The sequence below is a fragment of the Pseudomonas sp. HD57-3 genome (assembly GCF_056113135.1).
This window is the reverse complement of sequence record NZ_CM148568.1, coordinates 5420887-5446172: the sequence shown is the minus strand read 5'-3', so window position 1 is coordinate 5446172 and position 25286 is coordinate 5420887. Positions and strand designations below refer to the sequence as shown.

At 60.4% G+C, this 25286-nt stretch carries 25 protein-coding genes; 7 read left to right on the top strand and 18 right to left on the bottom strand.

Annotation, left to right across the window (positions count from 1 at the left end):
• Positions 1-48: 48 nt before the first annotated feature.
• The gene (locus AC0R79_RS24645; RefSeq protein ID WP_127799702.1) at positions 49-561 is read right to left on the bottom strand and encodes a hypothetical protein; all 513 of its coding nucleotides are present in this window, start codon (positions 559-561) and stop codon (positions 49-51) included.
• 282 nt (positions 562-843) lie between these two features.
• Between AC0R79_RS24645 and AC0R79_RS24640 the strand changes: the two genes are divergently transcribed.
• The gene (locus AC0R79_RS24640; RefSeq protein WP_127799700.1) at positions 844-1878 is read left to right on the top strand and encodes an alpha/beta fold hydrolase; all 1035 of its coding nucleotides are present in this window, start codon (positions 844-846) and stop codon (positions 1876-1878) included.
• Between the two features lies 1 nt (position 1879).
• On the opposite strand, the gene AC0R79_RS24635 is transcribed toward AC0R79_RS24640, so the two are convergent.
• The 11 genes from AC0R79_RS24635 to AC0R79_RS24585 all read right to left on the bottom strand — a co-directional run bounded on the left by AC0R79_RS24635 (position 1880) and on the right by AC0R79_RS24585 (position 14417).
• Entirely contained in the window at positions 1880-2209 is a 330-nt protein-coding gene (locus AC0R79_RS24635; RefSeq protein ID WP_162831789.1) for a GlpM family protein, read from the bottom strand.
• Positions 2210-2229: 20 nt separating this feature from the next.
• Positions 2230-3558: a two-component response regulator AauR gene (gene aauR, locus AC0R79_RS24630; protein ID WP_085606770.1), complete on the bottom strand. Its 1329-nt coding sequence runs from the start codon at positions 3556-3558 to the stop codon at positions 2230-2232.
• Positions 3555-5468 (bottom strand): two-component sensor histidine kinase AauS, encoded by a 1914-nt coding sequence (aauS, locus tag AC0R79_RS24625; RefSeq protein WP_102718078.1) that lies wholly within the window; start codon positions 5466-5468, stop codon positions 3555-3557. Before aauS ends, aauR begins: the two co-directional genes overlap by 4 nt.
• A 64-nt stretch (positions 5469-5532) precedes the next feature.
• Entirely contained in the window at positions 5533-6267 is a 735-nt protein-coding gene (locus tag AC0R79_RS24620; protein WP_007953170.1) for an amino acid ABC transporter ATP-binding protein, read from the bottom strand.
• On the bottom strand, positions 6264-6935 hold the full coding sequence (locus tag AC0R79_RS24615; RefSeq protein ID WP_007953172.1) for an amino acid ABC transporter permease: 672 nt from the start codon (positions 6933-6935) through the stop codon (positions 6264-6266). Before AC0R79_RS24615 ends, AC0R79_RS24620 begins: the two co-directional genes overlap by 4 nt.
• The gene (locus AC0R79_RS24610; protein ID WP_007953174.1) at positions 6935-7681 is read right to left on the bottom strand and encodes an amino acid ABC transporter permease; all 747 of its coding nucleotides are present in this window, start codon (positions 7679-7681) and stop codon (positions 6935-6937) included. The genes AC0R79_RS24615 and AC0R79_RS24610 overlap by 1 nt, the downstream gene beginning before the upstream one ends.
• Positions 7682-7875: 194 nt before the next feature.
• Positions 7876-8790, bottom strand: coding sequence for a glutamate/aspartate ABC transporter substrate-binding protein (locus AC0R79_RS24605; protein WP_011335750.1), 915 nt, complete (start codon positions 8788-8790; stop codon positions 7876-7878).
• Between the two features lie 339 nt (positions 8791-9129).
• Positions 9130-10668 (bottom strand): glycerol-3-phosphate dehydrogenase, encoded by a 1539-nt coding sequence (gene glpD / locus AC0R79_RS24600; RefSeq protein ID WP_127799698.1) that lies wholly within the window; start codon positions 10666-10668, stop codon positions 9130-9132.
• Between the two features lie 320 nt (positions 10669-10988).
• Positions 10989-11744 (bottom strand): DeoR/GlpR family transcriptional regulator, encoded by a 756-nt coding sequence (locus tag AC0R79_RS24595; protein WP_007953179.1) that lies wholly within the window; start codon positions 11742-11744, stop codon positions 10989-10991.
• A 240-nt stretch (positions 11745-11984) separates the two neighbouring features.
• On the bottom strand, positions 11985-13487 hold the full coding sequence (gene glpK, locus AC0R79_RS24590) for a glycerol kinase GlpK (protein ID WP_007953181.1): 1503 nt from the start codon (positions 13485-13487) through the stop codon (positions 11985-11987).
• A gap of 78 nt (positions 13488-13565) precedes the next feature.
• Positions 13566-14417, bottom strand: coding sequence for an MIP/aquaporin family protein (locus tag AC0R79_RS24585; protein ID WP_375747818.1), 852 nt, complete (start codon positions 14415-14417; stop codon positions 13566-13568).
• Positions 14418-14777: 360 nt separating this feature from the next.
• Here AC0R79_RS24585 and ybaK point away from each other — a divergent pair, with 360 nt between their 5' ends.
• Entirely contained in the window at positions 14778-15248 is a 471-nt protein-coding gene (gene ybaK, locus AC0R79_RS24580) for a Cys-tRNA(Pro) deacylase (RefSeq protein ID WP_007953184.1), read from the top strand.
• A gap of 89 nt (positions 15249-15337) precedes the next feature.
• Entirely contained in the window at positions 15338-16120 is a 783-nt protein-coding gene (locus AC0R79_RS24575) for a PhzF family phenazine biosynthesis protein (RefSeq protein WP_127799696.1), read from the top strand.
• 49 nt (positions 16121-16169) lie between these two features.
• Here AC0R79_RS24575 and AC0R79_RS24570 read toward each other — a convergent pair whose 3' ends face one another.
• Both AC0R79_RS24570 and argF read right to left on the bottom strand, forming a co-directional pair.
• Positions 16170-17279 carry an ABC transporter ATP-binding protein gene (locus tag AC0R79_RS24570; RefSeq protein ID WP_474731981.1) on the bottom strand — a complete coding sequence of 370 codons (1110 nt, stop codon included), beginning with the start codon at positions 17277-17279 and terminating at the stop codon, positions 16170-16172.
• Entirely contained in the window at positions 17276-18196 is a 921-nt protein-coding gene (gene argF, locus AC0R79_RS24565) for an ornithine carbamoyltransferase (protein ID WP_045121707.1), read from the bottom strand. The genes AC0R79_RS24570 and argF overlap by 4 nt, the downstream gene beginning before the upstream one ends.
• Before the next feature lie 406 nt (positions 18197-18602).
• On the opposite strand from argF, the gene AC0R79_RS24560 reads away from it, so the two are divergent.
• From AC0R79_RS24560 to grxD, 3 genes are all read left to right on the top strand, one after another.
• Complete coding sequence (locus AC0R79_RS24560; protein WP_007953190.1) at positions 18603-18893, top strand: hypothetical protein; 291 nt, start codon at positions 18603-18605, stop codon at positions 18891-18893.
• A 129-nt stretch (positions 18894-19022) separates the two neighbouring features.
• Positions 19023-21128: a molybdopterin oxidoreductase family protein gene (locus AC0R79_RS24555; protein ID WP_474731978.1), complete on the top strand. Its 2106-nt coding sequence runs from the start codon at positions 19023-19025 to the stop codon at positions 21126-21128.
• A 97-nt stretch (positions 21129-21225) separates the two neighbouring features.
• Positions 21226-21567 carry a Grx4 family monothiol glutaredoxin gene (gene grxD / locus AC0R79_RS24550; protein WP_003227729.1) on the top strand — a complete coding sequence of 114 codons (342 nt, stop codon included), beginning with the start codon at positions 21226-21228 and terminating at the stop codon, positions 21565-21567.
• 106 nt (positions 21568-21673) lie between these two features.
• Here grxD and bfr read toward each other — a convergent pair whose 3' ends face one another.
• Together bfr and AC0R79_RS24540 are read right to left on the bottom strand one after the other, a co-directional pair.
• Positions 21674-22150: a bacterioferritin gene (bfr, locus tag AC0R79_RS24545; protein ID WP_007953192.1), complete on the bottom strand. Its 477-nt coding sequence runs from the start codon at positions 22148-22150 to the stop codon at positions 21674-21676.
• A gap of 199 nt (positions 22151-22349) precedes the next feature.
• Positions 22350-22568 (bottom strand): bacterioferritin-associated ferredoxin, encoded by a 219-nt coding sequence (locus tag AC0R79_RS24540; RefSeq protein WP_007953193.1) that lies wholly within the window; start codon positions 22566-22568, stop codon positions 22350-22352.
• 291 nt (positions 22569-22859) lie between these two features.
• Here AC0R79_RS24540 and AC0R79_RS24535 point away from each other — a divergent pair, with 291 nt between their 5' ends.
• On the top strand, positions 22860-23462 hold the full coding sequence (locus AC0R79_RS24535; protein ID WP_007953195.1) for a peroxiredoxin: 603 nt from the start codon (positions 22860-22862) through the stop codon (positions 23460-23462).
• 74 nt (positions 23463-23536) lie between these two features.
• On the opposite strand, the gene rnt is transcribed toward AC0R79_RS24535, so the two are convergent.
• Complete coding sequence (rnt, locus tag AC0R79_RS24530; protein WP_007953196.1) at positions 23537-24211, bottom strand: ribonuclease T; 675 nt, start codon at positions 24209-24211, stop codon at positions 23537-23539.
• On the bottom strand, positions 24208-25254 hold the full coding sequence (pyrC, locus tag AC0R79_RS24525) for a dihydroorotase (protein ID WP_039765844.1): 1047 nt from the start codon (positions 25252-25254) through the stop codon (positions 24208-24210). Before pyrC ends, rnt begins: the two co-directional genes overlap by 4 nt.
• Positions 25255-25286: the final 32 nt, after the last annotated feature.

The following is a 25286-nucleotide window of genomic DNA, read 5'->3' as shown; positions in this document are numbered from 1 at the left end:
TCGCAAGGTCAGATAACCCGCTGAGTGTTTTCGCTCAGCGGGCTTCTGTCATTGACTCCAGCGCTTCCCCGCAGGACTTTTTTGTGAGTTGAGGGTGTAACTGACGTTGTCGATGTAGGTGCGCCCTTTGACCTGAAGAGGATCTGAAGGAAACGAAAGCTGCACTTCCGCCCTCACCACATTAGAGGGCATTGTCCCGATGTACCGGTGTGTCTGTTGAGTCACCTCCAGCCACCAGCTTCCGACGTCGAACTGGACAGTTGAGCCATCGGCTGCATAGCCCGTGACGAACATAAACAGGATCGGATGAGTTTCGATTTCACGTGGGTCCTGGTGAAACTGTGCTGTGGGCGCCGTGGCATCCAGCATCAAGGTAAAACGACCCGGGGTGATATCGAATCGGGTGTACAGCACAACGCCGTCGTCCAGACCTGGCTGCACCTCTACCTGGAAGCTTCGGTCATATAAAACAACACTGGCCTTTCCCTGATTGATTTGTAGGCCCCAGCCTGTGAGATCCCTTGTCTCGAAATCTCCGTTCTGAATCTGATTTACGTTCATCTCGCCTCCGCTTTCCATGAATGGGCTGTCAGCCTTGCACGCTCATGAAAGGCTTTAATCAGGTGACAATCCACTGTCAGATCTGACAGTCCGGACAGGTGGTTCGACCTCAATCCTGCCCCGTCATGACGGCACCTGCCCGTGCGCTTCGGAACGGTCAGGCTTGTCGCCCATTCGACCGCTCGGCACTCTTCATCAAACTGTCATCGAACTGTGGCAGCGCGCTTGAACAAACTTCATCAGACTCGCGCTCTACTGGGGTTCTGCGTTTCGGTGTTTTTCATGTTCAAGGGATTTTTTGCAATCGCGGCGTTGTTGGCCGCGGTTTTTTTCGTTCCGGCGTCTTATGCGGCGTCGCGTTGCGACGTCAATGTACCGACCGAGCGGGTCGATCTGGAGCAGGTGAGCCTGGCGTACCAGAGCATCGGCCGTGCGTCGGATCCGGCGCTGTTGCTGGTGATGGGCCTGGGCGGGCAGTTGATCCACTGGCCGGACGAAGTGGTGGTTGCGCTGTGTCAGCAGGGTTTTCGGGTGATCCGTTATGACAACCGCGATGTCGGTCTGTCGACCTGGCGCCAGACGCCGGTGGAAGCCAACCTGACCTTTGAGGTGCTGCGCTACAAGCTCGGCCTGCCGGTGGCGGCGCCTTACAGCCTGACCGACATGGCCGACGATGCACTGGGCCTGATGGACGCGTTGCACGTCGAGCAGTTCCACGTGCTCGGCGCGAGCATGGGCGGGATGATCGCCCAGCACATGGCGGCGATGGCGCCGCAACGGGTCGAGAGCCTGACGCTGATCATGACAAGCTCCGGTGCCGAAGGGTTGCCGGCGCCGAGTGCGGCGCTGGTGCAGTTGCTGGCTCGGCGTGGCGCTCCCAATCGCCAGATCGCGTTGGAGCAACAGGCTGATTTGTTGGCGGCGCTGGGCAGTCCTTCAGTCAGCGATGATCGGCAGGCTTTGCTGCATCAAGCGGCGCTGTCCTATGACCGGGCGTTCAATCCCGAAGGCGTGAAGCGCCAGATCATGGCGATCCTCGCCGAACCGAGCCGGGTAGCGTTGCTCAATCAACTGCGCGTCCCGACGCTGGTGGTGCACGGCACGGCCGATCCGTTGTTGCCGGTGATGCACGGCGTGCACCTGGCGGCGCATATTCGCGGCAGTCAGCTGCGGCTGATTCCGGGGCTGGCGCACCGCTTTCAGGAGGCATTCAAGGAGCCGTTGCTGGCGGTGGTGTTGCCGTACCTGCGTGAGCATCGCGAAGACACGTCGCACTGGGCGCAGATCGAACCGGTGGCGGAACACAACCTGCTCTGATTCAGGCGTGAAGCCGAACCCACACCGACACCAGCACCGTCGCCGCCATCAGCCACGCCACTGCCGCGACCGCCAGTGAAGCTTCGAGACGCATGCGGTCGACCATCACGTACAAGGTCGCCAGATAGACGAAGTACGGAATGATCGACCACATGCCGAAGACGATGGTGGTCTTCAGGTCGTCGATCGAACGGCCCTTGCCGACGATGTAGTGGGCGATCAGGGCGAAGGTCGGGAACAGCGGCACCAGCCCGGCGATGTAGTAGTTTTTGGTCTTGGCCAGCATGGCGAGGATCACCACCACGGCCGCACCGAGCATTGCCTTGAAAATCAGATCCACGTCGTTCTCGCTTAATGGCTCAGGCCGTATTTCTTCACTTTGTCGAACAGCGTGGTCTTGGCCATGCCCAGTTCCAGGCTGGCCTGGGTCAGGTTGCCGCCGCTGCGTTGCAGGGCGTCGCTGAGCAGGTTGCGCTCGAACGCTTCCACTGCTTCGGCGAATGCCAGACCCTGGCCCGCGCTACCCGCGCCGGTTTTCTTGAACGCCGGCAAACCGAGGGCAAAACGCTCGGCGACGTTGCGCAGTTCCCGTACGTTGCCCGGCCAGTCGTGGCTCATCAGGCTCGACAGGGTCTGGTTGTCCAGCTCCGGCAGCGCCCGGTCGAAACGCAGGGCCGATTGCTGGGTGAAGTGTTCGAACAGTTGCAGGATGTCTTCGCGGCGCTCGCGCAGGGGCGGCAGTTCCAGCGTCACCACGTTGAGGCGGTAGTACAAGTCGCTGCGAAATTCCCCGGCCTTGCTTGATTCGTCGAGGTCGGATTTGGTGGCCGCGATCACCCGGCAATCCACCGCCACGCTCTGGTTCGAACCGAGGCGTTCGAGGGTGCGTTCCTGCAATACCCGCAGCAGTTTGATCTGCAACGGCAGCGGCATGCTTTCCACTTCGTCGAGGAACAGCGTGCCGCCGTCGGCGTGTTCGATCTTGCCGATCCGCCGTTTGCCGGCGCCGGTGAAGGCGTTGGCTTCGTGGCCGAAGATTTCGCTTTCAAACAGGTTTTCCGGCAGCCCGCCGCAGTTCAGCGCGACAAATTGTTTGGTGTGGCGGCGGCTGAAATCATGCAAACAACGGGCGACCAGTTCTTTGCCGGTGCCGGTTTCGCCTTCGATCAGCACGTTGGCTGAGGTGTCGGCGACGTTGGCGATCAGCTCGCGCAGGTTCTGCATGGCCGGCGAACGGCCGATGATCCGCCCTTCAAGGGAATCGCGTTCGGCCAGTTGCCGGCGCAGGGACGAGACTTCGCGATTCAGGCTGCGTTGCTCCAGCGCGCGGCGGGCCACATCGACCAACCGCTCAGGGGAGAACGGTTTTTCCATGAAGTCGTAGGCGCCTTTCTGCATCGCGCCGACCGCCATAGAGATGTCGCCATGTCCGGTGATCAACACCACCGGCAAACTGCGGTCGCGTTGCTTGAGTCGGGTCAGCAGTTCCAGACCGTCGATGCCGGGCAGGCGAATGTCGCTGATGACGATCCCGGCGAAGTTGTCACCGACCTGCTCCAGCGCTTCTTCGGCACTGCCCACGCCGATGCAGGGAATGTCTTCCAGCGTCAGCGCCTGCTGGCAGCCGAGCAGGACATGGGGGTCGTCTTCGACGATCAATACACTGAGGTCGTTGTTCATATTGGCTCGGCAGGAGTAGGGCTTACCAACGGTAAACTGAGGACGAAAGTGGTACCACCGCTGGCCGGGTGTTCGACACCCAGATGCCCGCCGGTGGCGGCGGCGAGGCTGGCCGACAGGGTCAGGCCGAGGCCCAGGCCCTGTTCGCCGGGCTTGGTGGTGAAGAACGGTTCGAACAGGTGCTTGCGCGCTTCGGCGTCGATGCCGTGCCCGTTGTCGCGCACCCGCAGGCGATATTTGCCGTTGAATTCTTCGCCTTCCAGCCACAGTTCCGGCAGCGGTTGCGCCTGCATGGCGTCGAGGGCGTTGCCGATCAGGTTGACCAGAATCTGCTCCAGCCGCGTCTGGTCGATCTGCACCTGAACATCGTCGAACTGGCGATGCAGTTGCAGGGACGCACTTTCGACACGGGCGCCGAGCACTTGCAGCGCGGCATCCACCGCTTTGCCGAGGCTGGCGCGGCCCTTGTCGTCGCCGCGCCGGGCGAAGGAGCGCAGGCTGGCGGTGATCCGGCCCATGCGGTCGATGAGGTCGTTGATGGTCTTGAGGTTGGTGCTGGCGACATCCAGCTGGCCGCGCTCAAGGAAGCGAATGGTGTTGCCCGACAGCGTGCGCATCGCCGCCAGCGGCTGGTTCAGTTCGTGGGCGATGCTGGTTGACATCTGGCCGATGGCTGCGAGTTTGCCGGCCTGCACCAGTTCGTCCTGGGCGCGGCGCAAAGTCTCTTCGGCCTGACGCCGTTCGCGGATCTGGCTCTTGAGCCGGTCGTTGCTGGCGCGCAGGTCGGCGGTGCGTTCGGTAATCCGACGCTCCAGCTGATTGTTGGCTTCCTGCAGGGCTTCGCGGGCGGCGAGGCGGGTGGCGATGACCTTGCGCCGTTCGTTCCAGGCGATCAGCAGGAACGCCACCAAGGCAAACGCCACGGCCACCAGAATCCCCTGATTGATCGCTTCGCGCCGCAGATCCTGCAACGGCGTGAGCAGAGTGAAATTCCACGGGGTATCGCTCAGTGGTCGGGTTTGCGCCAGATAGCTGATGTTTTCCTCATCGCCATCCTGTTGGCTCGGCACTTCGCTGTTGGCCGGGAAAGTGAGTTTTTCCACGCCTTCGGACAGGGTTTCCCGGGCCAGCGGTTGCAGCTCGTTCAGCGGGAACCAGTAGTACTGCAGGCTGCGGGCGAGTTTTTCCTTGGTCTCGTCGCTCAGCGGTATCACCGATTTCAGGCGCCGGGCCGGATCGCTGGACAGAATGATGATGCCGTTTTCATCGCTGACGAAGGCTTCGAGACGTGCCCGTTGCCAGCGTTCTTCCATGGCTTCCAGGCGCACCTTGACCACCGCGACGCCGATGATCTTGCCGTGTTCTTCGAGGCCGTGGGCCAGGTAATAACCGGGTTCGCCGTTGGTGCTGCCGATCCCGTAGAAACGTCCGGGCTGGCCGCGGATGGCGTTCTGGAAGTAGGCGCGGAACGACAGGTCTTCACCGAGATAACTGTCGACGTCGCGCCAGTTGCTGGTGGCCATGACACGGCCGGTGGTGTCCATGACGTAGATGGCCCGACTGCGGCTGCGCCGGTTCAGGCCTTCAAGGTAATCGTTGACCGTTTGCCGGTGTTCCGGGGTCGGGTCGTCCAGCAACTGCGATACGCTCGATTCGAGCTCCAGCAGGCTGGGCAGGTAGGTGTATTTGCTGATCTCGCTTTCGACCGCGCGGGCGTGCAGTTCCAGCTGGCGCTGGCCGTTTTCGCCGAGACTGCGGATGCCGAAATGTTCGCTGGTCCAGAAGCCGATGTAACCCAGTCCGATCATCAGGGCGATGACCAGCGGCGGCAGGAACAGGTGGCGGATCAGACGGGGTTTCACGGCAAGTGATGGCGGCGTGGCGCGATAGAGAGTGGGGTCGCATTTCATCACAGATGCCTTGGGTCAACCACCTGCATTCCCCGACAGTGGATGTCGGGGAGTGCAGCAGTTTTTAGTGCTGCAGGATTTTCTCGAGGAAATGCTGCGCGCGTTCGGAGCGTTGGCTGATGTCGCCAAAGAACTCTTCTTTCTTGCAGTCTTCGATGATCTTGCCGGCGTCCATGAAGATCACACGGTCGGCCACTTTACGGGCGAAGCCCATTTCGTGGGTCACGCACATCATGGTCATGCCTTCGTGGGCCAGTTGCACCATCACGTCGAGCACTTCGTTGACCATTTCCGGGTCCAGCGCCGAGGTCGGTTCGTCGAACAGCATGACGATCGGGTCCATCGCCAGCGCACGGGCGATCGCCACACGCTGTTGCTGACCGCCGGACAGTTGGCCGGGGTGCTTGTGGGCGTGAGCCGACAGGCCGACGCGCTCGAGCAGTTGCAGGCCTTTCTTGGTTGCTTCTTCCTTGCTGCGGCCCAGCACCTTGATCTGCGCGATGGTCAGGTTTTCGGTGATGGTCAGGTGCGGGAACAGTTCGAAATGCTGGAACACCATGCCGACGCGCGAGCGCAGTTTCGGCAGGTTGGTCTTCGGATCGGCAATCGATGTGCCGTCGACCACGATGTCGCCTTTCTGAAACGGCTCGAGCGCGTTGACGCACTTGATCAGGGTCGACTTGCCCGAACCGGACGGACCGCAGACCACGATCACTTCACCCTTTTTGACCTCGGTGCTGCAATCGGTCAGCACCTGGAAGTCCCCATACCACTTGTTGATGTTCTTGATAGAGATCATACGGCGAACCTTTTTTGCAGACGCTTGACCAGCACCGAGGCGGCAAAGCTGATGGTGAAGTACACGAGACCTGCGAAGATCAGGAACTCATTCGAGCGGCCAATGATGTCGCCACTGGCGCGCGAGGCGTTGAGGAAGTCCACCAGGCCCACGGTGTAGACCAGCGAGGTGTCCTGGAACAGGATGATGCTCTGCTGCAGGAGCAGCGGGGTCATCTTGCGGAACGCCTGAGGCAGGATGATCAGGCGCATCATCTGGCCGTAGGTCATGCCCAGTGCCTGCGCCGCGCCCATCTGGCCTTTCGGGATCGACTGCACGCCGGCCCGGACGATTTCGCAGAAGTACGCCGCTTCGAACATCATGAACGCCACGATGCACGAGGTGAACGCGCCGATCGGGGTGTCTTCGCCGGTGATCCAGCGCAGCACGAACGGCACTGCCAGGTAGAACCAGGTGATCACCAGCAGCAGCGGGATCGAACGGAAATAGTTGACGTAGGCGCCGGCGATGCTCGACAGCAGTTTGCTGTGGGACAGGCGCATCAGCGCGAGGATGGTGCCGAGGATGATCCCGCCGACCACGCCGAGCGCCATCAGCTTGAGGGTCATCAGCATGCCGTTCCACAGGCCGGGAATGGCCGGAACGATGCCACTGAAATCGAATTCCATTATTTACCCCCCACGGAGATCAGGCCGGGCACGGCGACTTTCTTCTCGACCATGCGCATCAGCAGCATCAGGCTCATGTTGAGGGTGAAGTAGATCAGGGTCGCCAGGGTGAAGGCTTCAAACAGGTTGGCCGAGAATTCGGCGGTCTGTTTGGTTTGCGCCAGCAGCTCCATCAGACCGATCAGGGACGCCACGGAGGAGTTCTTGAACACGTTCAGGAATTCCGAGGTGAGCGGCGGAATGATGATCCGGTAGGCCTGGGGCAGCAGCACGTTCCAGTAGATCTGCGGCAGCTTGAAACCCATGGCGCGGGCGGCGGATTCCTGGCCGCGTGGCAGCGCCTGGATACCAGTGCGAACCTGTTCGCAGACACGGGCGGCGGTGAAGAGGCCCAGGCACACGACAACGCTCAGGTAGGCCGAGGTGGTCGGGTTCAGGTCCTGCTTGTACCACTCCTGCAGATCCGGCGGCAGCAGATCGGGCACCAGGAAGTACCAGATGAACAGCTGAACCAGCAGCGGCACGTTACGGAACAGTTCGACGTAGCAGGTCGCGATGCCCGACACGATGCGGTTTGGCACGGTGCGCATGATGCCCAGCAGCGAGCCGAGCAGCAGGGCGATGATCCAGGCCACGATGGCGATGGCGATGGTCCAGCCCAGACCGGAAATGAACCAGTCGAGATAGGTCTCGCTGCCCACGCCGGTGGACTTGAAGAACACGCCCCAGTCCCAGTTGTAATTCATTAGGGTCTCCCCTCGATTCGATCGATGTACAAGTGCCCGCCTGGGGAAGCTCCGTTCCCGCCCTGATTGTGAAAATCAGGCACACGCGATCGGCTCGACAGCCACCGGTTCGAGTGTTTCCAGAAAATGCCAGCAGGGAGTGACCATCCCCTGAAAAGGCAGGCGCCTCCTCAGGGGATAAGGTTAGTCAGAAATCAGGATTTCTTGTCGTCAGCCGCTTTGTCGGTCGGATTGGCGATCAGGGCCTTGAGCTCGTCGCTCATCGGGAAGTTCAGGTTCAGGCCTTTTGGCGGAATCGGCTGCATGAACCATTTTTCGTAGATCTTGTTGATCTCGCCCGAGGCGTAGGTTGCCTTGATGGCGTCGTCGACAGCCTTTTTGAACGGCTCGTCGCCTTTGCGCATCATGCAGCCGTAGATTTCGTACGACTGTGGAGTACCGGTCACGGCCCAGTCGGAGGCTTTCTTGGCCTTGGCGGCTTCACCGGCCAGCAGGGCGTCGTCCATCATGAACGCAACGGCACGACCCGATTCCAGCATCTGGAAGGATTCACCGTGGTCCTTGGCGGAGATCACGTTCATGCCCATCTGCTTGTCGGCGTTCATCGCCTTGAGGATGCGCTCGGAAGTGGTGCCGGCGGTGGTCACGACGTTCTTGCCTTTCAGATCGTCGAAATCCTTGTACTTGGAGTCAGCCTTGGACAGCAGACGGGTACCGATTTCGAAGATGCCGACGGAGAAGTCGACCTGTTGCTGACGCTCGACGTTGTTGGTGGTGGAGCCGCATTCGACGTCCACGGTGCCGTTCTGCACCAGCGGGATACGGGTTTGCGAAGTGACCAGGTTGTATTTGACCTGCAGATTTGGCAGGTCCAGGTCTTTCTTGATCGCTTCGACGATGGCCAGCTGGATATCGTGGGAGTAGCCGACCGGCTTGCCGGAAGCGTCAGCGATGTAGGAGAAAGGAATGGAAGCGTCACGGTGGCCCAGGGTGATGACGCCGGACTCTTTGATCTTCTTAAGGGTGCCGGTGAGTTCGGCAGCGAAAACTGGTGTGCTGATCAGAGCGGCAGCAATGGCTGCGCCCAGGATATGGGGAACGATGCGCATCAAATTTTCCTCGACATTGTTTTTTTTATGGAGCCGGTTGAGCGGGCCCTTTGTACTTCGAATGCCTGACGGCTCCTGTTGTGTTGGCGCAACAGGCATTCGTCGAAGGAGTGTAGAGCATGAGTCGTGCCAGACCAGTCGGTACGGGTTAATTCGTTGATTTATAACGTTATTAAAGTTTTGTGATGGTGTTTTTCCGTGAATCTGATCCGGTTAACCGAATTGACCGTCAGGTCGCGTTCGGAAAACCGAACGTCCTCATTGCGCCTTGTTTCAGCCTGAATGCAAAAAGCCCCTGAATCTTGCGATTCAGGGGCTTTTTGTTCAGCGACGAACGAATCAGGCCGCTTCGATCTTGCTGCGGTTCAGCTCGACCTTGTTCAGGTACGCCGCCAGTCGCTCTTGCTCGGCCGGCGTGGTGAACAGGCCCAGTTTGCTGCGACGCCACAGGATGTCATGCGCGGTGGTGGCCCATTCTTCGGTGCACAGGTAATCGACTTCACGGGTGTAGAGCCCGCCACCGATGTGTTCGCCCATGTCGGCGAGGGTGTCGACGCCTTCGAGCATGCGCCAGGTGCGGCTGCCGTAGGTGGTGGCCCAGCGGCGGGCGATTTCGGTCGGTACCCAGTCGAACTTGTCGCGGATCAGCGCGCTCAGGGCCTGTGGCGTGGTCATGTCTTCGCCGCCGGGCAGGGTGGCGGTGGCCGTCCAGCTCGGGCGCATCTGGGTGAAGTACGGCATCAGCTGCGCCATCGCCGACTCGGCGAGCTTGCGGTAGGTGGTCAGCTTGCCGCCAAACACCGACAGCAGCGGCGCTTCTTCGGTGCTGCCGGACAGCGCCAGGGTGTAGTCGCGGGTCACGGCCGACGGATTGTCGGACTCGTCGTTGCACAGCGGACGCACGCCCGAGTAGGTGTGCAGGATGTCATCACGGCTGATCTGCTTCTTGAAGTGGGCGTTGACCACTTTCAGCAGGTAATCGGTTTCGCCGTCGGTGATCGCCACTTTGGCCGGATCGCCGGTGTACTCGCGGTCGGTGGTGCCGATCAGGGTCAGGTTGTTCAGGTACGGAATGGTGAAAACGATGCGCTGATCTTCGTTTTGCAGGATGTGCGCGTGATCGCCTTCGTACAGTTTCGGCACGATGATGTGGCTGCCCTGGATCAGGCGGATGCCGTACGGCGATTCCATCTTCAGGTCGTCACGGATGAACTTGGCGACCCACGGACCGGCGGCGTTCACCAGTGCTTTGGCGGTAATCGAAAACAGGCTGCCGTCGGCGCGTTCCAGGTTCAGGTGCCACAGACCCTTGGCGCGGCGGGCACTGACGCAACGGGTCTGGGTGTGAATGTGCGCGCCTTTTTCACGGGCGGCCATGGCGTTCAGAACCACGAGGCGGGCGTCGTCGACCCAGCAGTCAGAGTATTCGAAGCCTTTGCTGATTTCGCTTTTCAGTGCGCTGTCGGCGCCGAACTTCAGGCTTTTCGAGCCCGCCAGTTTTTCGCGCTTGCCGAGGTGGTCATAAAGGAACAGGCCTGCGCGGATCATCCACGCCGGACGCAGGTGCGGGCGGTGCGGCAGCACGAAACGCATTGGCTTGACGATGTGCGGGGCCTTGGCCAGCAGCACTTCGCGTTCGGCCAGGGCTTCGCGCACCAGACGGAATTCGTAATGTTCGAGGTAGCGCAGGCCACCGTGGATCAGCTTGCTGCTGGCCGAGGAGGTGTGGCTGGCCAGATCGTCCTTTTCGCAAAGGAACACCGAAAGACCGCGACCGGCGGCATCCGCTGCGATCCCCACGCCATTGATCCCGCCGCCGATGACGGCGATGTCGTAGATCTCGGAGATAGGTGGCGTACGCAAGGTAGATGTGGACATCGGCTGGCCTCGGGCTCTTTTGATTTTCTGTCTTGGAAATCGAACATGAATGTTCATTTGCGAAAATGGTAGCCCATAAAGACGCGCGCAGCCAGTCGACTTCGATTGAAAAAACTCATCGAAGGACGGTTAAAAGAAAATTTTCGAACATCAGATGCGCGTTAGAGCACTGATCGTTGCACGCAGTGTGGCTGATCGTTCCCACGCTCTGCGTGGGAATACATACATTGACGCTCTGCGTCAGCGCTGGGGAGGGGACGCGGAGCGTCCCGGGCTGCATTCCCACGCGGAGCGTGGGAACGAGAAATAAAAAGGGGGGGTTAAACGACTTCCAGGCGAATCTTGTGCTGACTCAGCAGTTGCGCCAGGGCCGGCACCGGCTGCTGATCGGTCACCAGGCAATCGATCAGGCTGATCGGGCCGAGGCGGATCATCGCGTTACGGCCGAACTTGCTGGAGTCCGCCGCCAGGATCACCTGTCGGGCATTGGCGATGATCGCCTGGGACACCCGGACTTCCTGGTAATCGAAGTCGAGCAGGCTGCCGTCTTCGTCGATGCCGCTGATGCCCACCAGTGCAAAGTCGACCTTGAACTGGTTGATGAAGTCCACGCTCGCCTGACCCACCACGCCGCCGTCGCGACGCACATTGCCGCCGGTCAGCAGCACATCGAAATCATCTTTGGCACTGAGCATCGAAGCGACGTGCAGGTTGTTGGTGATGATCTTCAGGTGGCTGTGATTGAGCAGGGCGCGGGCAATCGATTCGGTCGTCGTGCCGATATTGATGAATAGCGAGGCGTGATCGGGAATCTGTGCGGCGATGGCTTCGCCGATGCGTTGCTTTTCATCGCGCATCTGATCGGCGCGCATCGCGTAGGCGGTGTTTTCGACGCTGGAATCATAAGCGGCGCCGCCGTGGTAGCGACGCAGCAGATTGGCTTCCGCCAGTTGATTGATATCGCGGCGGATGGTTTGCGGGGTAACAACGAACAGCGTGGCCATCTCCTCGATGCTCACATAGCCGCGTTCGCGGACCAGCTCGAGGATTTGCTGCTGACGGGGAGGCAGATTCATGGGGCTTCCTTTGGGCTGCCGTGCAAAATTTGCCCATGATGACGCAGGAATCCGCTCCCTACCAGTTTCCAAACAACGTGAAAGCTACTGCGCTCGGCAATCCTGCGTTAAAAACAGGCTCGGACTGCTCATTTACAAACCCGTAAACTCCGCGTCCTCGCCTGTTTTTGCCTTGTCTTGCCTTCGCTCGCTACGCTTTCACGCTGTTTGGACCAACAGGTTACGAGTACTCAGCTTGGCTTATTCAGCGTCTTCACGTTCCCAGTCGCGGGTACGGCTGACGGCTTTTTTCCAGCCTTTATAGAGCTTCTCTTTGGCCGCTTCGTCCAGGCTCGGTTCGAACTCGCGTTCGATCACTGCCTTGCCGCGCAGCTCTTCCAGGCTGCCCCAGAAACCGCACGCCAGGCCGGCCAGATAAGCGGCGCCCAGCGCCGTGGTTTCGCGCATTTTCGGACGCTCGACCTGAGTGCCGAGAATGTCGGCCTGGAACTGCATGAGGAAGTTGTTCGCTACAGCACCGCCGTCCACGCGCAGGGCCTTGAGGCGTTCACCGGAGTCCTGTTGCATGGCGTCGAGGACGTCGCGGGTCTGGTAGGCGATCGATTCCAGCGCAGCACGGATGATGTGATCCACACGCACGCCACGGGTCAGGCCGAACAGGGCGCCACGGGCATACGGGTCCCAGTAGGGAGCGCCGAGGCCAGTGAAGGCTGGCACCAGATAGACGCCGTTGCTGTCCTTCACTTTATTGGCGAAGTATTCGGTGTCGTGGGCGTCGTTGATGATTTTCAGTTCATCGCGCAGCCATTGCACAGTCGAGCCGCCGTTGAATACTGCGCCTTCCAGGGCGTAAGCCACTTCGCCGCGTGGGCCGCAGGCGATGGTGGTGAGCATGCCGTGCTGGGATTTCACGGCTTTGTCGCCGGTGTTCATCAGCAGGAAGCAACCGGTGCCATAGGTGTTTTTTGCCTGGCCCGGCTCGACGCACATCTGTCCGAACAGCGCAGCCTGTTGGTCGCCGGCGATACCGCCGATGGCGATGCCGCTCTTGGTGCGACCGTAGATTTCCGAAGAGGCTTTGACTTCCGGCAGCATCTCGCGCGGGATGTCGAGGATCTCCAGCATCTTCGCGTCCCACTCCAGTGTGTGGATGTTGAAGAGCATGGTGCGCGAGGCGTTGGTGTAGTCGGTGACGTGGACCTTGCCGCCGGTGAATTTCCAGATCAGCCAGCTGTCGACGGTGCCGAACAGCAGTTCGCCGTTGCGCGCACGTTCGCGGCTGCCTTCGACGTTGTCGAGGATCCACTTCAGTTTGGTGCCGGAGAAGTACGGGTCGGTGACCAGGCCGGTGGTGTCGCGGATGTAGTCTTCATGACCGTCGCGCTTGAGCTGCTGGCAGATCTCGGTGCTGCGGCGGCATTGCCAGACGATCGCGTTGTACACCGGGCGGCCGGTGGTCTTGTCCCAGACCACGGTGGTTTCGCGCTGGTTGGTGATGCCGATGGCGGCGACCTGGTCATGGTGCAGACCGGCCTGGGCCAGCGCTTCGACCATCACCGCGCTCTGGGTGGCGAAGATTTCCATCGGGTCGTGTTCGACCCAACCGGCTTGCGGGTAATGCTGGGCGAATTCGCGTTGTGCGGTGCAGACCACGTTCGCGTCGCGGTCGAAAATGATCGCGCGGGAGCTGGTCGTACCCTGATCGAGGGCAATGATGTAGTTCTTATTCTGAATGTCGGTCATGTCGATTGCCTTGGACGAAATAAGGGAGAGTGGGCCGTGGCGCGGGCTCTATAAGGGCAGGAGCCCGCGCCGACTGTTTCAAGAAGTTCTTGGTTTGCCGTCAATGGCCGGTTCTGCATCCTTTGTAGCAGGTGTGGCGCCGGTCAGGTGACGGGCAATCAGCCCGCGATACCCGGCAGCGCCGAGGCAGGCACCGACAATCGGTGCAAAAATCGGAATCAGGAAGTACGGGATTTCACGTGCGCCGGTGAAGGAAATTTCACCCCAGCCGGCGAAGAAAGTCATCAGTTTCGGACCGAAGTCCCGGGCCGGGTTCATCGCGAAACCGGTCAGCGGGCCCATCGAGCTGCCGATCACGGCAATCAGCAGACCGATCAGCAGCGGTGCCAGCGGGCCTTTCGGCAGGCCGTTGTTGTCGTCGGTCAGGGACATGATCACACCCATCAGGATCGCGGTGATGATCACCTCGACCAAAAACGCCTGGGCAGTCGAAAGCGCAGGGTTCGGGAAAGTGGAGAAGACCGACGCCAGTTCGAGGCTGGCTTCAGTGCCACGAACCATATGGTGAGTTTGTTCGAAATCGAAGAACAGGTTGCTGTACAGCGTGTAAACCAGCAGCGCGCCGCAGAAGGCGCCGGCGACCTGAGCCAGAATGTAGAACGGCAGTTTGCGCTTTTCGAAGTCGGCGAAAATGCTCAGGGCAATACTGACGGCAGGGTTGAGGTGCGCGCCGGAAACGCCGGCGGTGAGGTAGATCGCCATGCTCACGCCGATGCCCCAGATGATGCTGATTTCCCACAGACCGAAGCTGGCGCCCGCGACCTTGAGCGCGGCGACGCAACCCGTACCGAAAAAGATCAGGAGTGCAGTACCCAGAAACTCGGCCAGGCACTGGCTCGAGAGCGAAGGTTGCTGTAACGCAGTTGTCATTGAAAACCTCGGTTTTTGTTGTTGTCTGGCGCGTTGCCGACAGGGCAAGGCGCGATTTTCGCCGAGGCAGGATCCCCATCCTGTTCCCGGTTTACTGCTGGGTGCTGCGATGACGATAATTCTTACATTATTCAGATTCGAAAAAATATAGACAAGAAACAAACCTGTCAAAGGTCGAAAGTGAACCGTCAGTCACAAATAAACTATCAGTCACGTGAATGATCCTGCGGGTCACCCGTTCTGCACGAAAGTTATCGGCCTGCAAACGCCGGGAAACGTGGCGCGTGGTAGAGCCTTTTACACAGCGATGACCTAAAATCCGCCGCAGGTTTTTTTGCCACTGCCGAACCCGGAGCTGCCATGACCCCTGCGTTGGACTTGTTGAAAAAAGTTCGTGCCGAACATCGCGTGCACAGTTACGAACATGACCCGAAGGCGGCGTCGTATGGTCTGGAGGCCGCGGAAAAACTGGGGCTCGATCCGGCGCAGGTGTTCAAGACGCTGCTGGCGGCCAGTGAGAAAGGTGAACTGCTGGTGGCGGTGGTGCCGGTCGTCGGAAGTCTCGACCTCAAGGGGCTTGCCCACGCCGCCGGTGTGAAAAAAGTCGAAATGGCCGACCCGGCCGCCGCGCAACGTTCCACCGGTTACCTGCTGGGCGGCATCAGCCCGCTGGGGCAGAAAAAACGCCTGCGTACCTTCATCGATAACTCGGCCCAGCCTTTTGCGACCATTTATGTCAGCGCCGGTCGGCGCGGGCTGGAAGTGGAGCTGGCACCGGCGGTTTTGGCAGAGCACACCCAGGCGAAATTTGCCGACATTGGTCGCCCTTGACGTCTGTATGAAGAAAATTGGCCGGTACTGTCACTGGCGCTGATCCGGCCGGCGCTGCATGCTCGTTCGACTGACACAGGGAGAAGGTTATGCAGCTCGAGTTTCATCAGGTCGACGCGTTCAGTGATCGGCCGTTCAGTGGCAATCCGGCAATGGTCTATCGGCTCGACGCGTGGCTCGCGGATGAGCTGATGCAAAAGATCGCCGCCGAGCACAATCTGGCGGAAACCGCGTTTCTGGTGCGCGAAGGGCTGGCGTGGCACATCCGCTGGTTCACGCCGACGACCGAGGTGCCGCTGTGTGGTCACGCGACCCTGGCCAGCGCCTATGTGCTGTTCGAGATCTATAAGGAAACGGCCGGGCGTCTGGACTTCACTTGCAAGTCCGGGCCGTTGAGCGTCAGCCGCGAAGGCGACAGGTTGTGGCTGGATTTCCCGGCCATCGAAGCGGTGGAGAAAGGCGTCACCGTGGAGATCGAGCGGGCGCTGAATGTTCAGGCGGTGGATGTCCTGAGTTCCAACGAGCTGTTTGTAGTGCTGGAGTCCGAGCAGGCGGTGCTTGATTGCCAGCCGGACATGGTCGCCCTCGCCAAGCTGCCTTGGCTGGGTGCGATCGTCACCGCCCGGGGCAATCAGCATGATTTTGTCTCGCGCTATTTCGCCCCGGCCATCGGCATCAATGAAGACCCGGTGACCGGCTCGACCCATTGCAGCCTGATTCCGTACTGGTCGAAACGTCTGGGCAAATCCAGCCTCACTGCATGCCAGCGTTCGGCGCGGGGTGGTGAACTGTTCTGTCGGCTGGAAGGCGAGCGGGTGAAAATCGGCGGCAATGCGACGCTGGTGGCCAGCGGCACATTGATGCTGGGCTGAAGCCAAAAAATAAGGGAGCCATCAGGCTCCCTCATTGTTTGCGTGCAGATCAGTGCGCGGTGCTGTAACGGCGAACGCCGTTTTCCACCGCCGGAATCTGCGCAGCCGTGCTGCCGGAGGCCTGGAACAGCACCAGATGTTCCGCCGCCACACGAATCCCGACATCCGCACCCACCTGATGGTCGGCATGGCTCGGGAAGATTGATTCCAGCTGTGCGCCGGTCGGCAGTTGCAGGCGGTACAGGGTCGATGCACCGAGGAAGGTCTTGCCGACGATCCGCGCTTTCAAAGCGCTGTCCGGCGCGTAAACGATGTCGTCCGGACGCAGCAGCACATCCACCGCGCCACCGATCGGCCAGGTGTAGGCGCGATTGCCGCGCAGTTCACCGAGTTCGGTGTGCACTGATTCCGGGCTGCCGAGCTGGCCGCGAATGAAGTAACCCTGACCGATGAAGCTGGCAACAAATGGCGTCGCCGGCTCGTGATAGAGGTTGTAGGGCGTGTCCCACTGCTCCAGCCGGCCTTCCTTGAACACACCAACGTGATCGCTGACGGCGAAGGCTTCTTCCTGGTCATGAGTCACCAGAATCGCGCTGGTGCCACGGGCCTTGAGGATGTCGCGCACTTCGTGGCTGAGCTTGCGGCGCAACTCGCCATCGAGGTTGGAGAACGGCTCGTCGAGCAGCAGCAGTTGCGGCTCCGGCGCCAGGGCGCGGGCGAGGGCGACACGTTGTTGTTGGCCGCCGGACAACTCGTGAGGGAAGCGTTTGCCGAGGTTCTTCAGGTTGACCAGTTCCAGCAGCTCTTCGGTGACGCGCTCCTTGTTCGGGTGCTTGCGGATGCCGAAGGCGATGTTGTCCGCGACACTCAGGTGCGGGAACAGCGCGTAGTCCTGGAACACCATGCCGATCCGGCGCTTTTCCGGGGCGAGGGTGAAACCGGCGCTGGAGATCACTTCACCGCCGAGAGAAATCTCCCCTTCGTGCACCGGTTCGAAACCGGCAATCGCACGCAGGGTGGTGGTCTTGCCGCAGCCCGAGGAGCCGAGCAGGCAACCGATGTCGCCGGCGTTGAGGTGCAGATTGAGGTTCTGCACCACACGTTGATCTTGATAGCCGCAAGCGAGGTTGCGCAGGTTCAGCAGTAATTCATGGCTCATGCGTGGTGATATGCCGGTTCAACGAGGAACTCGAGCAGGGCCTTCTGTGCGTGGAGACGGTTTTCTGCCTGATCCCAGGCGACGGAGCGCGGGTCATCAAGCAGGTCGAGGCTGATTTCTTCGCCGCGGTGGGCGGGAAGACAGTGCAGGAATAACACGTCCTCCGCCGCCAGGTCGAGCAGGGCACGGGTGACCTGGTACGGCGCGAACAGCTTGAGGCGCTTGGCGGTTTCCTCTTCCTGGCCCATCGAGGTCCAGACGTCGGTGCTCACCAGATGCGCGCCGCGCACGGCGTCTTTCGGGTCGCGGACGATGGTCACGCGGTCACCGGCCTTGGCCACGAACTCAGGGTTTGGTTCGTAGCCTTCCGGGCAGGCCACGCGCAACTGGAAGTCGAACTGGATCGCCGCTTCTATATAGCTGTTGCACATGTTGTTGCCGTCGCCGATCCAGGCCACGGTCTTGCCCTGGATCGAGCCGCGGTGTTCGAGGAAGGTCTGCATGTCGGCCAGCAACTGGCACGGGTGCAGGTCATCGGACAGGCCGTTGATCACCGGCACGCGGGAGTTGGCGGCGAATTCGGTCAGGGTGCTGTGGGCAAAGGTACGGATCATCACCGCGTCGAGCATGCTCGACATGACGATGGCGCAGTCGCCGATCGGCTCGCCACGGCCCAGCTGGGTGTCGCGCGGCGACAGGAAGATCGCCTGGCCGCCGAGCTGGATCATGCCGGCCTCGAAGGAGATCCGGGTACGGGTCGAGGATTTCTCGAAGATCATCCCCAGGACGCGGTTTTTCAGAGGCTCGAACAGTACGCCGCGGTTACGCAGGTCCTTGAGCTCAACGCCTCGACGGATCACGCTGACCAGCTCTTCGGGCGTGCAATCCATCAGGGAGAGAAAGTGCCTTGCGCTCATCATTGACTACCTTTTTGCTACAAACCGCAGATGCTCAAAGCCTTGTTTATCGGAACAACGGGCGAGACCTGCGGCGTAAGCCGCACGGGGGCGACGAAATAGGGGAAGGCGCGATATTGACACTAAATGTCGCGTTTTTCCAATAGGCTACGGTTTTTGCAGAAATGTGACGGGGTTAGAACAGTGCGAACACTGTGATTTCCGGTCAGTTTTCGAGGGGGCAGCGAAGCATTTGTACACTGGCCTCACCGGGCTTGGCAATCAGGCGCGGCGGGGATGGCACAGCTCTGGTCGGTTTGCGACCGTTGAGCCACCGGTTCGCTTGGTCGGATGCGCAGGTTGAAACATTTGCTAAAGCAAAGTGCTGGGTTATAAATAAATCACGAGCGACGCAGGAAGCCTCCGCATGGAATCGAAAGAAAAACTGTTAATGGAACTGCTGGGCCACACGGCACGCTCATTGACCCACCTCACCGCCTCGATGACCTCGATGTCCTTCGAACTGCTGCGCAGCGATGACGACGTGGTCAAGGCCGCCAGCCGGCAGATGATCGACCGCATGGCGACCATCAGCGCCGGACTCGACGAGCATTGGCGACTGATCGGCGAACTCACCGGCGTCCACGTCGCCCACGAGCAGATCGAGACCATCCAGGAAATCCAGCTGGCCGCACCGCCTCAGCTTCCGGCGAACTGACGCGTCTATCGGCGGGCCTGATGGCCGCCGATTCACAAGACGAACGTCGCTGGCGCTGCACCGGGTCGCGGGCCATAGTTTTGTTCCCGCAGGCGTGATTGCCTGCCCAGAACAAGACAGAGACTGGCCATGACCAAGACTCTCCATCACCGTGCCTGCCACCTGTGTGAAGCCATCTGCGGCTTGACCATCGAAACCACCGAAACCGACGGCCAGGTGCAGATCACCTCGATCAAGGGCGACGCCCTGGACACGTTCAGTCGTGGCCACATCTGCCCCAAGGCCGTGGCGCTGCAAGACATCCAGAATGATCCGGATCGCCTGCGCCAGCCGATGCGCCGGGTCGGCAGCGAATGGCTGCCCATCGAGTGGGAAGAAGCGTTCGAACTGGTCGCCGAAAAACTCTCGGCGATTCAGGAGCGTCATGGGCAGAACGCGGTCGCCGTGTATCAGGGCAACCCCAGCGTGCATAACTACGGGCTGATGACCCACAGCAATTACTTCCTTGGCCTGTTGAAAACCCGCAACCGCTATTCGGCGACGTCGGTCGATCAACTGCCCCATCACCTGACCAGCTACCTGATGTACGGCCACGGCCTGCTGCTGCCGATTCCGGACATCGATCACACCGACTTCATGTTGATCCTGGGCGGTAATCCGCTGGCGTCCAACGGCAGCATCATGACTGTGCCGGATGTGGAGAAGCGTCTGAAGGCGATCCAGGCCCGGGGCGGCAAAGTGGTGGTGGTCGATCCGCGGCGCAGCGAGACGGCGGCGATGGCCGACCAGCATTTGTTCGTGCGCCCCGGCGGCGATGCGGCGTTGTTGTTTGGTGTGCTCAACACGCTGTTCAGCGAAGGGCTGACGTCTGACAGTCATTTGCCGGTGGACGGTCTGGACGACGTGCGCGCGGCGGTGGCGGGGTTCACCGCCGAGGCCATGAGCCCGTTGTGCGCGGTTCCTGCCGCACAGATCCGCCAACTGGCCCGGGACTTCGCCGCCGCGCCAAGCGCTGTTTGCTACGGCCGGATGGGCGTTTCCACTCAGGCCTTCGGCACGCTGTGTCATTGGGTCGTGCAGTTGATCAATCTGGTGACCGGCAATCTCGACCGCGTCGGCGGTGCCTTGTGCACCGAGCCGGCGGTGGATCTTGTGGCCTCGACTTCGGGCGGGCATTTCAACAAATGGCAGAGCCGCGTGTCCGGGCGCCCTGAGTACGGCGGCGAATTACCGGTCTCGGCGTTGGCTGAAGAAATGCTCACCGAAGGCGAGGGGCAGATTCGCGCGCTGATTACCGTGGCTGGCAATCCGGTGTTGTCCACGCCCAACGGCCGGCAACTGGAGCAGGCGCTGGACGGGCTGGAGTTCATGGTCAGCGTCGATCTGTACATCAACGAAACCACGCGCTACGCCGACCTGATCCTGCCGTCGACCTCGGCGCTGGAGAACGATCACTACGACACCACCTTCAACCTGTTCGCGGTGCGCAACGTCACCCGTTTCAACCGGGCAATCCTCGCCAAACCCGAAGGGGCGCTGCACGACTGGGAAATTTTCGTCGGCCTGGCCAAGGCCTTTGCCGCGAAGACGGGCAAGGAACTGAAGCCGACGATGGCGCCGGCGAAGATGATCGACATGGGATTGCGCATGGGCTTGTATGGCGATGCATCCGAGCAAAAATTGTCGCTTGCGACGCTGTTCGATCATCCGCACGGTGTTGATCTGGGAGCGCTCAAACCCAACCTGACATCTCGATTGAAGAGCGCCAATCAACGAGTTCAGGCAGCGCCGCCGGAAATCCTGGCCGACCTTGCGCGCTTCGCCGCGTTGCAGGCGCCCGCCGCCGATGAGCTGTTGATGATCGGCCGCCGCCATGTGCGCAGCAACAATTCGTGGATGCACAATTACCATCGACTGGTGAAGGGCAAGCCGCGTCATCAGCTGTTGATGAACCCGGACGATCTCGCCAGTCGCGGGCTCAGTGACGGTCAGCTTGTGCGGGTCAGTTCGCGGGTCGGGCAGATCGAGGTCGAAGTGCTGGGCAGTGCGGACATGATGAAGGGCGTGGTCAGCCTGCCGCACGGTTGGGGTCATGCTCGGCCGGGTGTGCAGATGGCGATTGCCAGCGGTCAGCCGGGTTCCAGCGCCAATGACCTGACCGATGAATGCCAGCTCGACGAGCTGTCAGGCAACGCGGCGCTCAATGGCGTGCCGGTGACGGTGGCGGCGGCTTGAGCAAGTCTGTCGGGGAGACCGAGCAGGGCGCTCTGGATTCCGTTACAATGCGCCACCGTGCCGACCCATGAGTCGGAAAGTTCAGCCGAGGTGCTCCATGGATATCATCGAAACGATTAAAGAGCAGATTGCCAACAACACCATTCTGCTTTACATGAAAGGCTCGCCGAATGCCCCGCAGTGTGGCTTCTCCGCGAAAGCTGCGCAGGCCGTGATGGGCTGTGGCGAGAAGTTCGCCTACGTCGACATCCTGCAGAACCCGGAAATCCGTGCCAACCTGCCGAAGTACGCCAACTGGCCGACTTTCCCGCAACTGTGGGTCGGCGGTGAACTGGTCGGCGGCAGCGACATCATGGCTGAAATGTTCGCCAACGGTGAGCTGCAGACTCTGGTCAAGGAAGCATCCGCCAAGGCTGCTGCGGCCAAGTCCGAAGCCTGATTGGCTTCTTTCCGGATTTCGGCGAGTCTGAAGTCCGGGCAATAAAAAGCCCCGCCTCTCGAAAGAGGGCGGGGCTTTTTAGTGTCTCGAGTTTAGCGTTGGCTAATTACTCGTCTTCGCCCATCTGCGATTGCAGATAGTTCTCAAGACCGACTTTATCGATCAGGCCCAGTTGGGTTTCCAGCCAGTCGATATGTTCTTCTTCGGATTCAAGGATGTCTTCGAGCAGTTCGCGGCTGCCGAAGTCACCGACGGATTCGCAGTGGGCGATGGCGACTTTCAGGTCGGCATGGCCGGTCTTCTCGATACGCAGGTCGCACTCCAGCATTTCCTTGGTGTGCTCGCCGATGTGCAGCTTGCCCAGGTCCTGCACGTTCGGCAGGCCTTCGAGGAACAGGATGCGCTTGATCAGCTTGTCCGCGTGCTTCATCTCGTCGATGGATTCTTTGTACTCGTGCTTGCCGAGCTTGTTCAGGCCCCAATCTTCATACATGCGCGCATGCAGGAAGTACTGATTGATCGCGACCAGCTCATTGGCAAGGATCTTGTTGAGATGCTGGATGACTGTTACGTCGCCTTTCATGATGGGAGTCCTGCCCTAAGTAGCGGTATATAAGGCAGAGTTTGAGCTTGGTATTTATAAGTGTCAAACCTAAGTTATTGAATAATAAATGAAAATTAATCGGAATAAGAATGTTTGTGTTCCGCGTCTAGACGCTAAGCAGTTGATTTTCAGGCATAAAAAAACCGGACATAAGTCCGGTTCTTCGAATTCGGGATAATTACGCGGCGGTAAATTCTGCCGGGTAGGGGATCGCAGCCTGGGCGGTTTGCAGCTTGGTCAGGGTTTCGCGAACCACTTCCTTCGCCAGGCACGCACATTTGCCGCATTGGCTGGCTACGCCGGTGGCCTGACGAACTTCTTTATAGCTGCAGCAACCTTCATAGATCGCTTCGCGGATCTGTCCGTCGGTGACGCCAGTGCAGAGGCAAACATACATAAGTGAGAACCGTCGCTGGTTGTGACTCAATTGCGATGGATCTTAATGTTAACGAGAATGATTGTCAAAGTGCTTTCCCAGTGGTTTTCATCGCCAACGCCTGTGACTGACGAACGGTGGTACATGGCCGGATGCCAGCCGGGATTTCGCGAAAAACCTTTAAGGACAGTCGAAAAACGCAGTGTATGATGGTCGGCCCTTGCGAAGGGGGTTCGTGTCACAGGGCTGTCGCCTGAGGGTGGCAGGCTGGCCCGAACCCTGAACTTCAAGTTTCTACACCAGGAGATATCAATGAGCGTACTCGTAGGCAAACAAGCCCCTGACTTCACCGTCCCGGCCGTACTCGGCAATGGCGAGATCGTTGACAGCTTCACCCTGTCCTCGGCCATCAAAGGCAAATACGGCCTGGTGTTCTTCTACCCGCTGGACTTCACCTTCGTCTGCCCGTCCGAGCTGATCGCTCTGGACAACCGCATGGCCGACTTCAAGGCACGCAACGTAGAAGTGATCGCCGTGTCGATCGACTCGCACTTCACCCACAACGCCTGGCGCAACACCCCGGTCAACAATGGCGGCATCGGCCAGGTGAAATACACCATGGCTGCCGACATGAAGCACGACATCGCCAAGGCCTACGACGTTGAGTCCGAAGGCGGCGTGGCTTTCCGTGGCGCGTTCCTGATCGACGACAAAGGCGTTGTCCGCTCGCAGATCGTCAACGACCTGCCGCTGGGCCGTAACATGGAAGAGCTGATCCGTCTGGTCGACGCGCTGCAATTCCACGAAGAGCACGGCGAAGTCTGCCCTGCCAACTGGAAAAAAGGCGACAAAGGCATGAACGCTTCGCCAGAAGGCGTTGCGGCTTACCTGACCGAGAACGCTGCTGCCCTGTAAGGCGCAACGTCGAGGTACAAAAAAACCGGCCCATGTGGCCGGTTTTTTCATGCTCGGAAGAAAACCGACGAGTATCAGTCGTCGAAGTCTTCCCAGCCGCCCATCTGTTTCCAGCGGTTGACGATGCCGCAGAACAACTCGGCCGTCTTCTCGGTGTCGTAGCGCGCGGAGTGCGCTTCACGGCCGTCGAAGTCGATGTCGGCTGCCTGACAGGCCTTGGCCAGTACGGTTTGACCGTACGCCAGACCGGCGAGGGTCGCAGTGTCGAAGCTGGAGAACGGGTGGAACGGATTGCGCTTCATGTCCAGCCGCGCGACGGCGGCGTTGAGGAAGCCCAGGTCGAAGCTGCTGTTGTGGCCGACCAGAATCGCCCGCTTGCAGCCGTTGGCCTTCAAGGCCTTGCGCACGCCGCGGAAGATGTCGGTCAGCGCTGTTTCTTCGCTGACGGCCATGCGCAACGGGTGATCGAGCTTGATCCCGGTGAACTCCAGTGCCGCCGCTTCAACGTTGGCGCCTTCGAACGGCTCGACGCGGAAGAAGTAGGTGTGATCCGGGTAGACGAAACCCTTTTCATCCATGGCGATGGTGGTCGCGGCAATCTCCAGCAGAGCGTCGGTGGCCGAGTTGAAGCCACCGGTTTCTACGTCGACGACAACCGGCAGGTAGCCGCGAAAGCGTGCTGCCATTGGATGGCGCGAACCGCCGCCACCTTGACCGTCCAGTTCGTCGTCGAAATGGTCTTCACTCACGCGTGTTCCTCCAGCAGGCGCCAGCGCAGTTTTTCACCGGCGCGCAGCGGGATAACGGTCAGCTCGCCGAAAGGCAGGCTGGTCGGGGCGGTCCATTCGTCACGAACCAGGGTGATGCGATCGGTGTTCGCCGGCAGGCCGTAGAAACGCGGGCCGTTGAGGCTGGCGAAGGCTTCGAGCTTGTCCAGCGCATTGCGTTGTTCGAAGGCTTCGGCATACAGCTCGATGGCGGCGTACGCGGTGTAGCAGCCGGCGCAGCCGCAGGCGGCTTCCTTGGCGTGCTGGGCGTGCGGCGCCGAGTCGGTACCGAGGAAGAACTTCGCGCTGCCGCTGGTGGCGGCGTCGAGCAGGGCTTCCTGGTGCGTGTTGCGCTTGAGGATCGGCAGGCAGTAGAAGTGCGGCCGAATCCCGCCTACCAGCATGTGGTTGCGGTTGTAGAGCAGGTGATGCGCGGTGATGGTCGCGCCGACGTTGGCCGAAGCCTCGTTGACGAACTGCACGGCATCACCGGTGGTGATGTGTTCGAACACCACTTTCAGCGTCGGGAAACGCTCGACCACGCGGCGCATGTGCTCGTCGATGAAGATTTTTTCGCGGTCGAACACATCGACGTCGCCACGGGTGACTTCACCGTGGATCAACAGCGGCATGCCGACTTCGGCCATGGCTTCCAGCGCCGGGAAAATCTTGTCGATGCTGGTGACCCCGGAATCGGAGTTGGTGGTGGCTCCGGCCGGGTACAGCTTGGCGGCGTGCACGAAACCGCTGGCCTTGGCCTCACGGATTTCTTCGGGCTGGGTGCGGTCGGTGAGGTACAGCACCATCAGCGGCTCGAAACGACTGCCGGCCGGGCGGGCAGCGAGAATCCGCTGGCGATAGCCGTCGGCTTCAGCGGCGTTGCGCACCGGAGGTACCAGGTTGGGCATGATGATGGCGCGACCAAAGGTGCGCGCGACATCCGCAACGGTATTGGTCAACACGGCACCATCGCGAAGATGAATGTGCCAGTCGTCGGGACGCAGCAGGGTCAGGCGGTCGGACATGAGGGGATTCCAGGCGGGTCAAACTGAGGCGA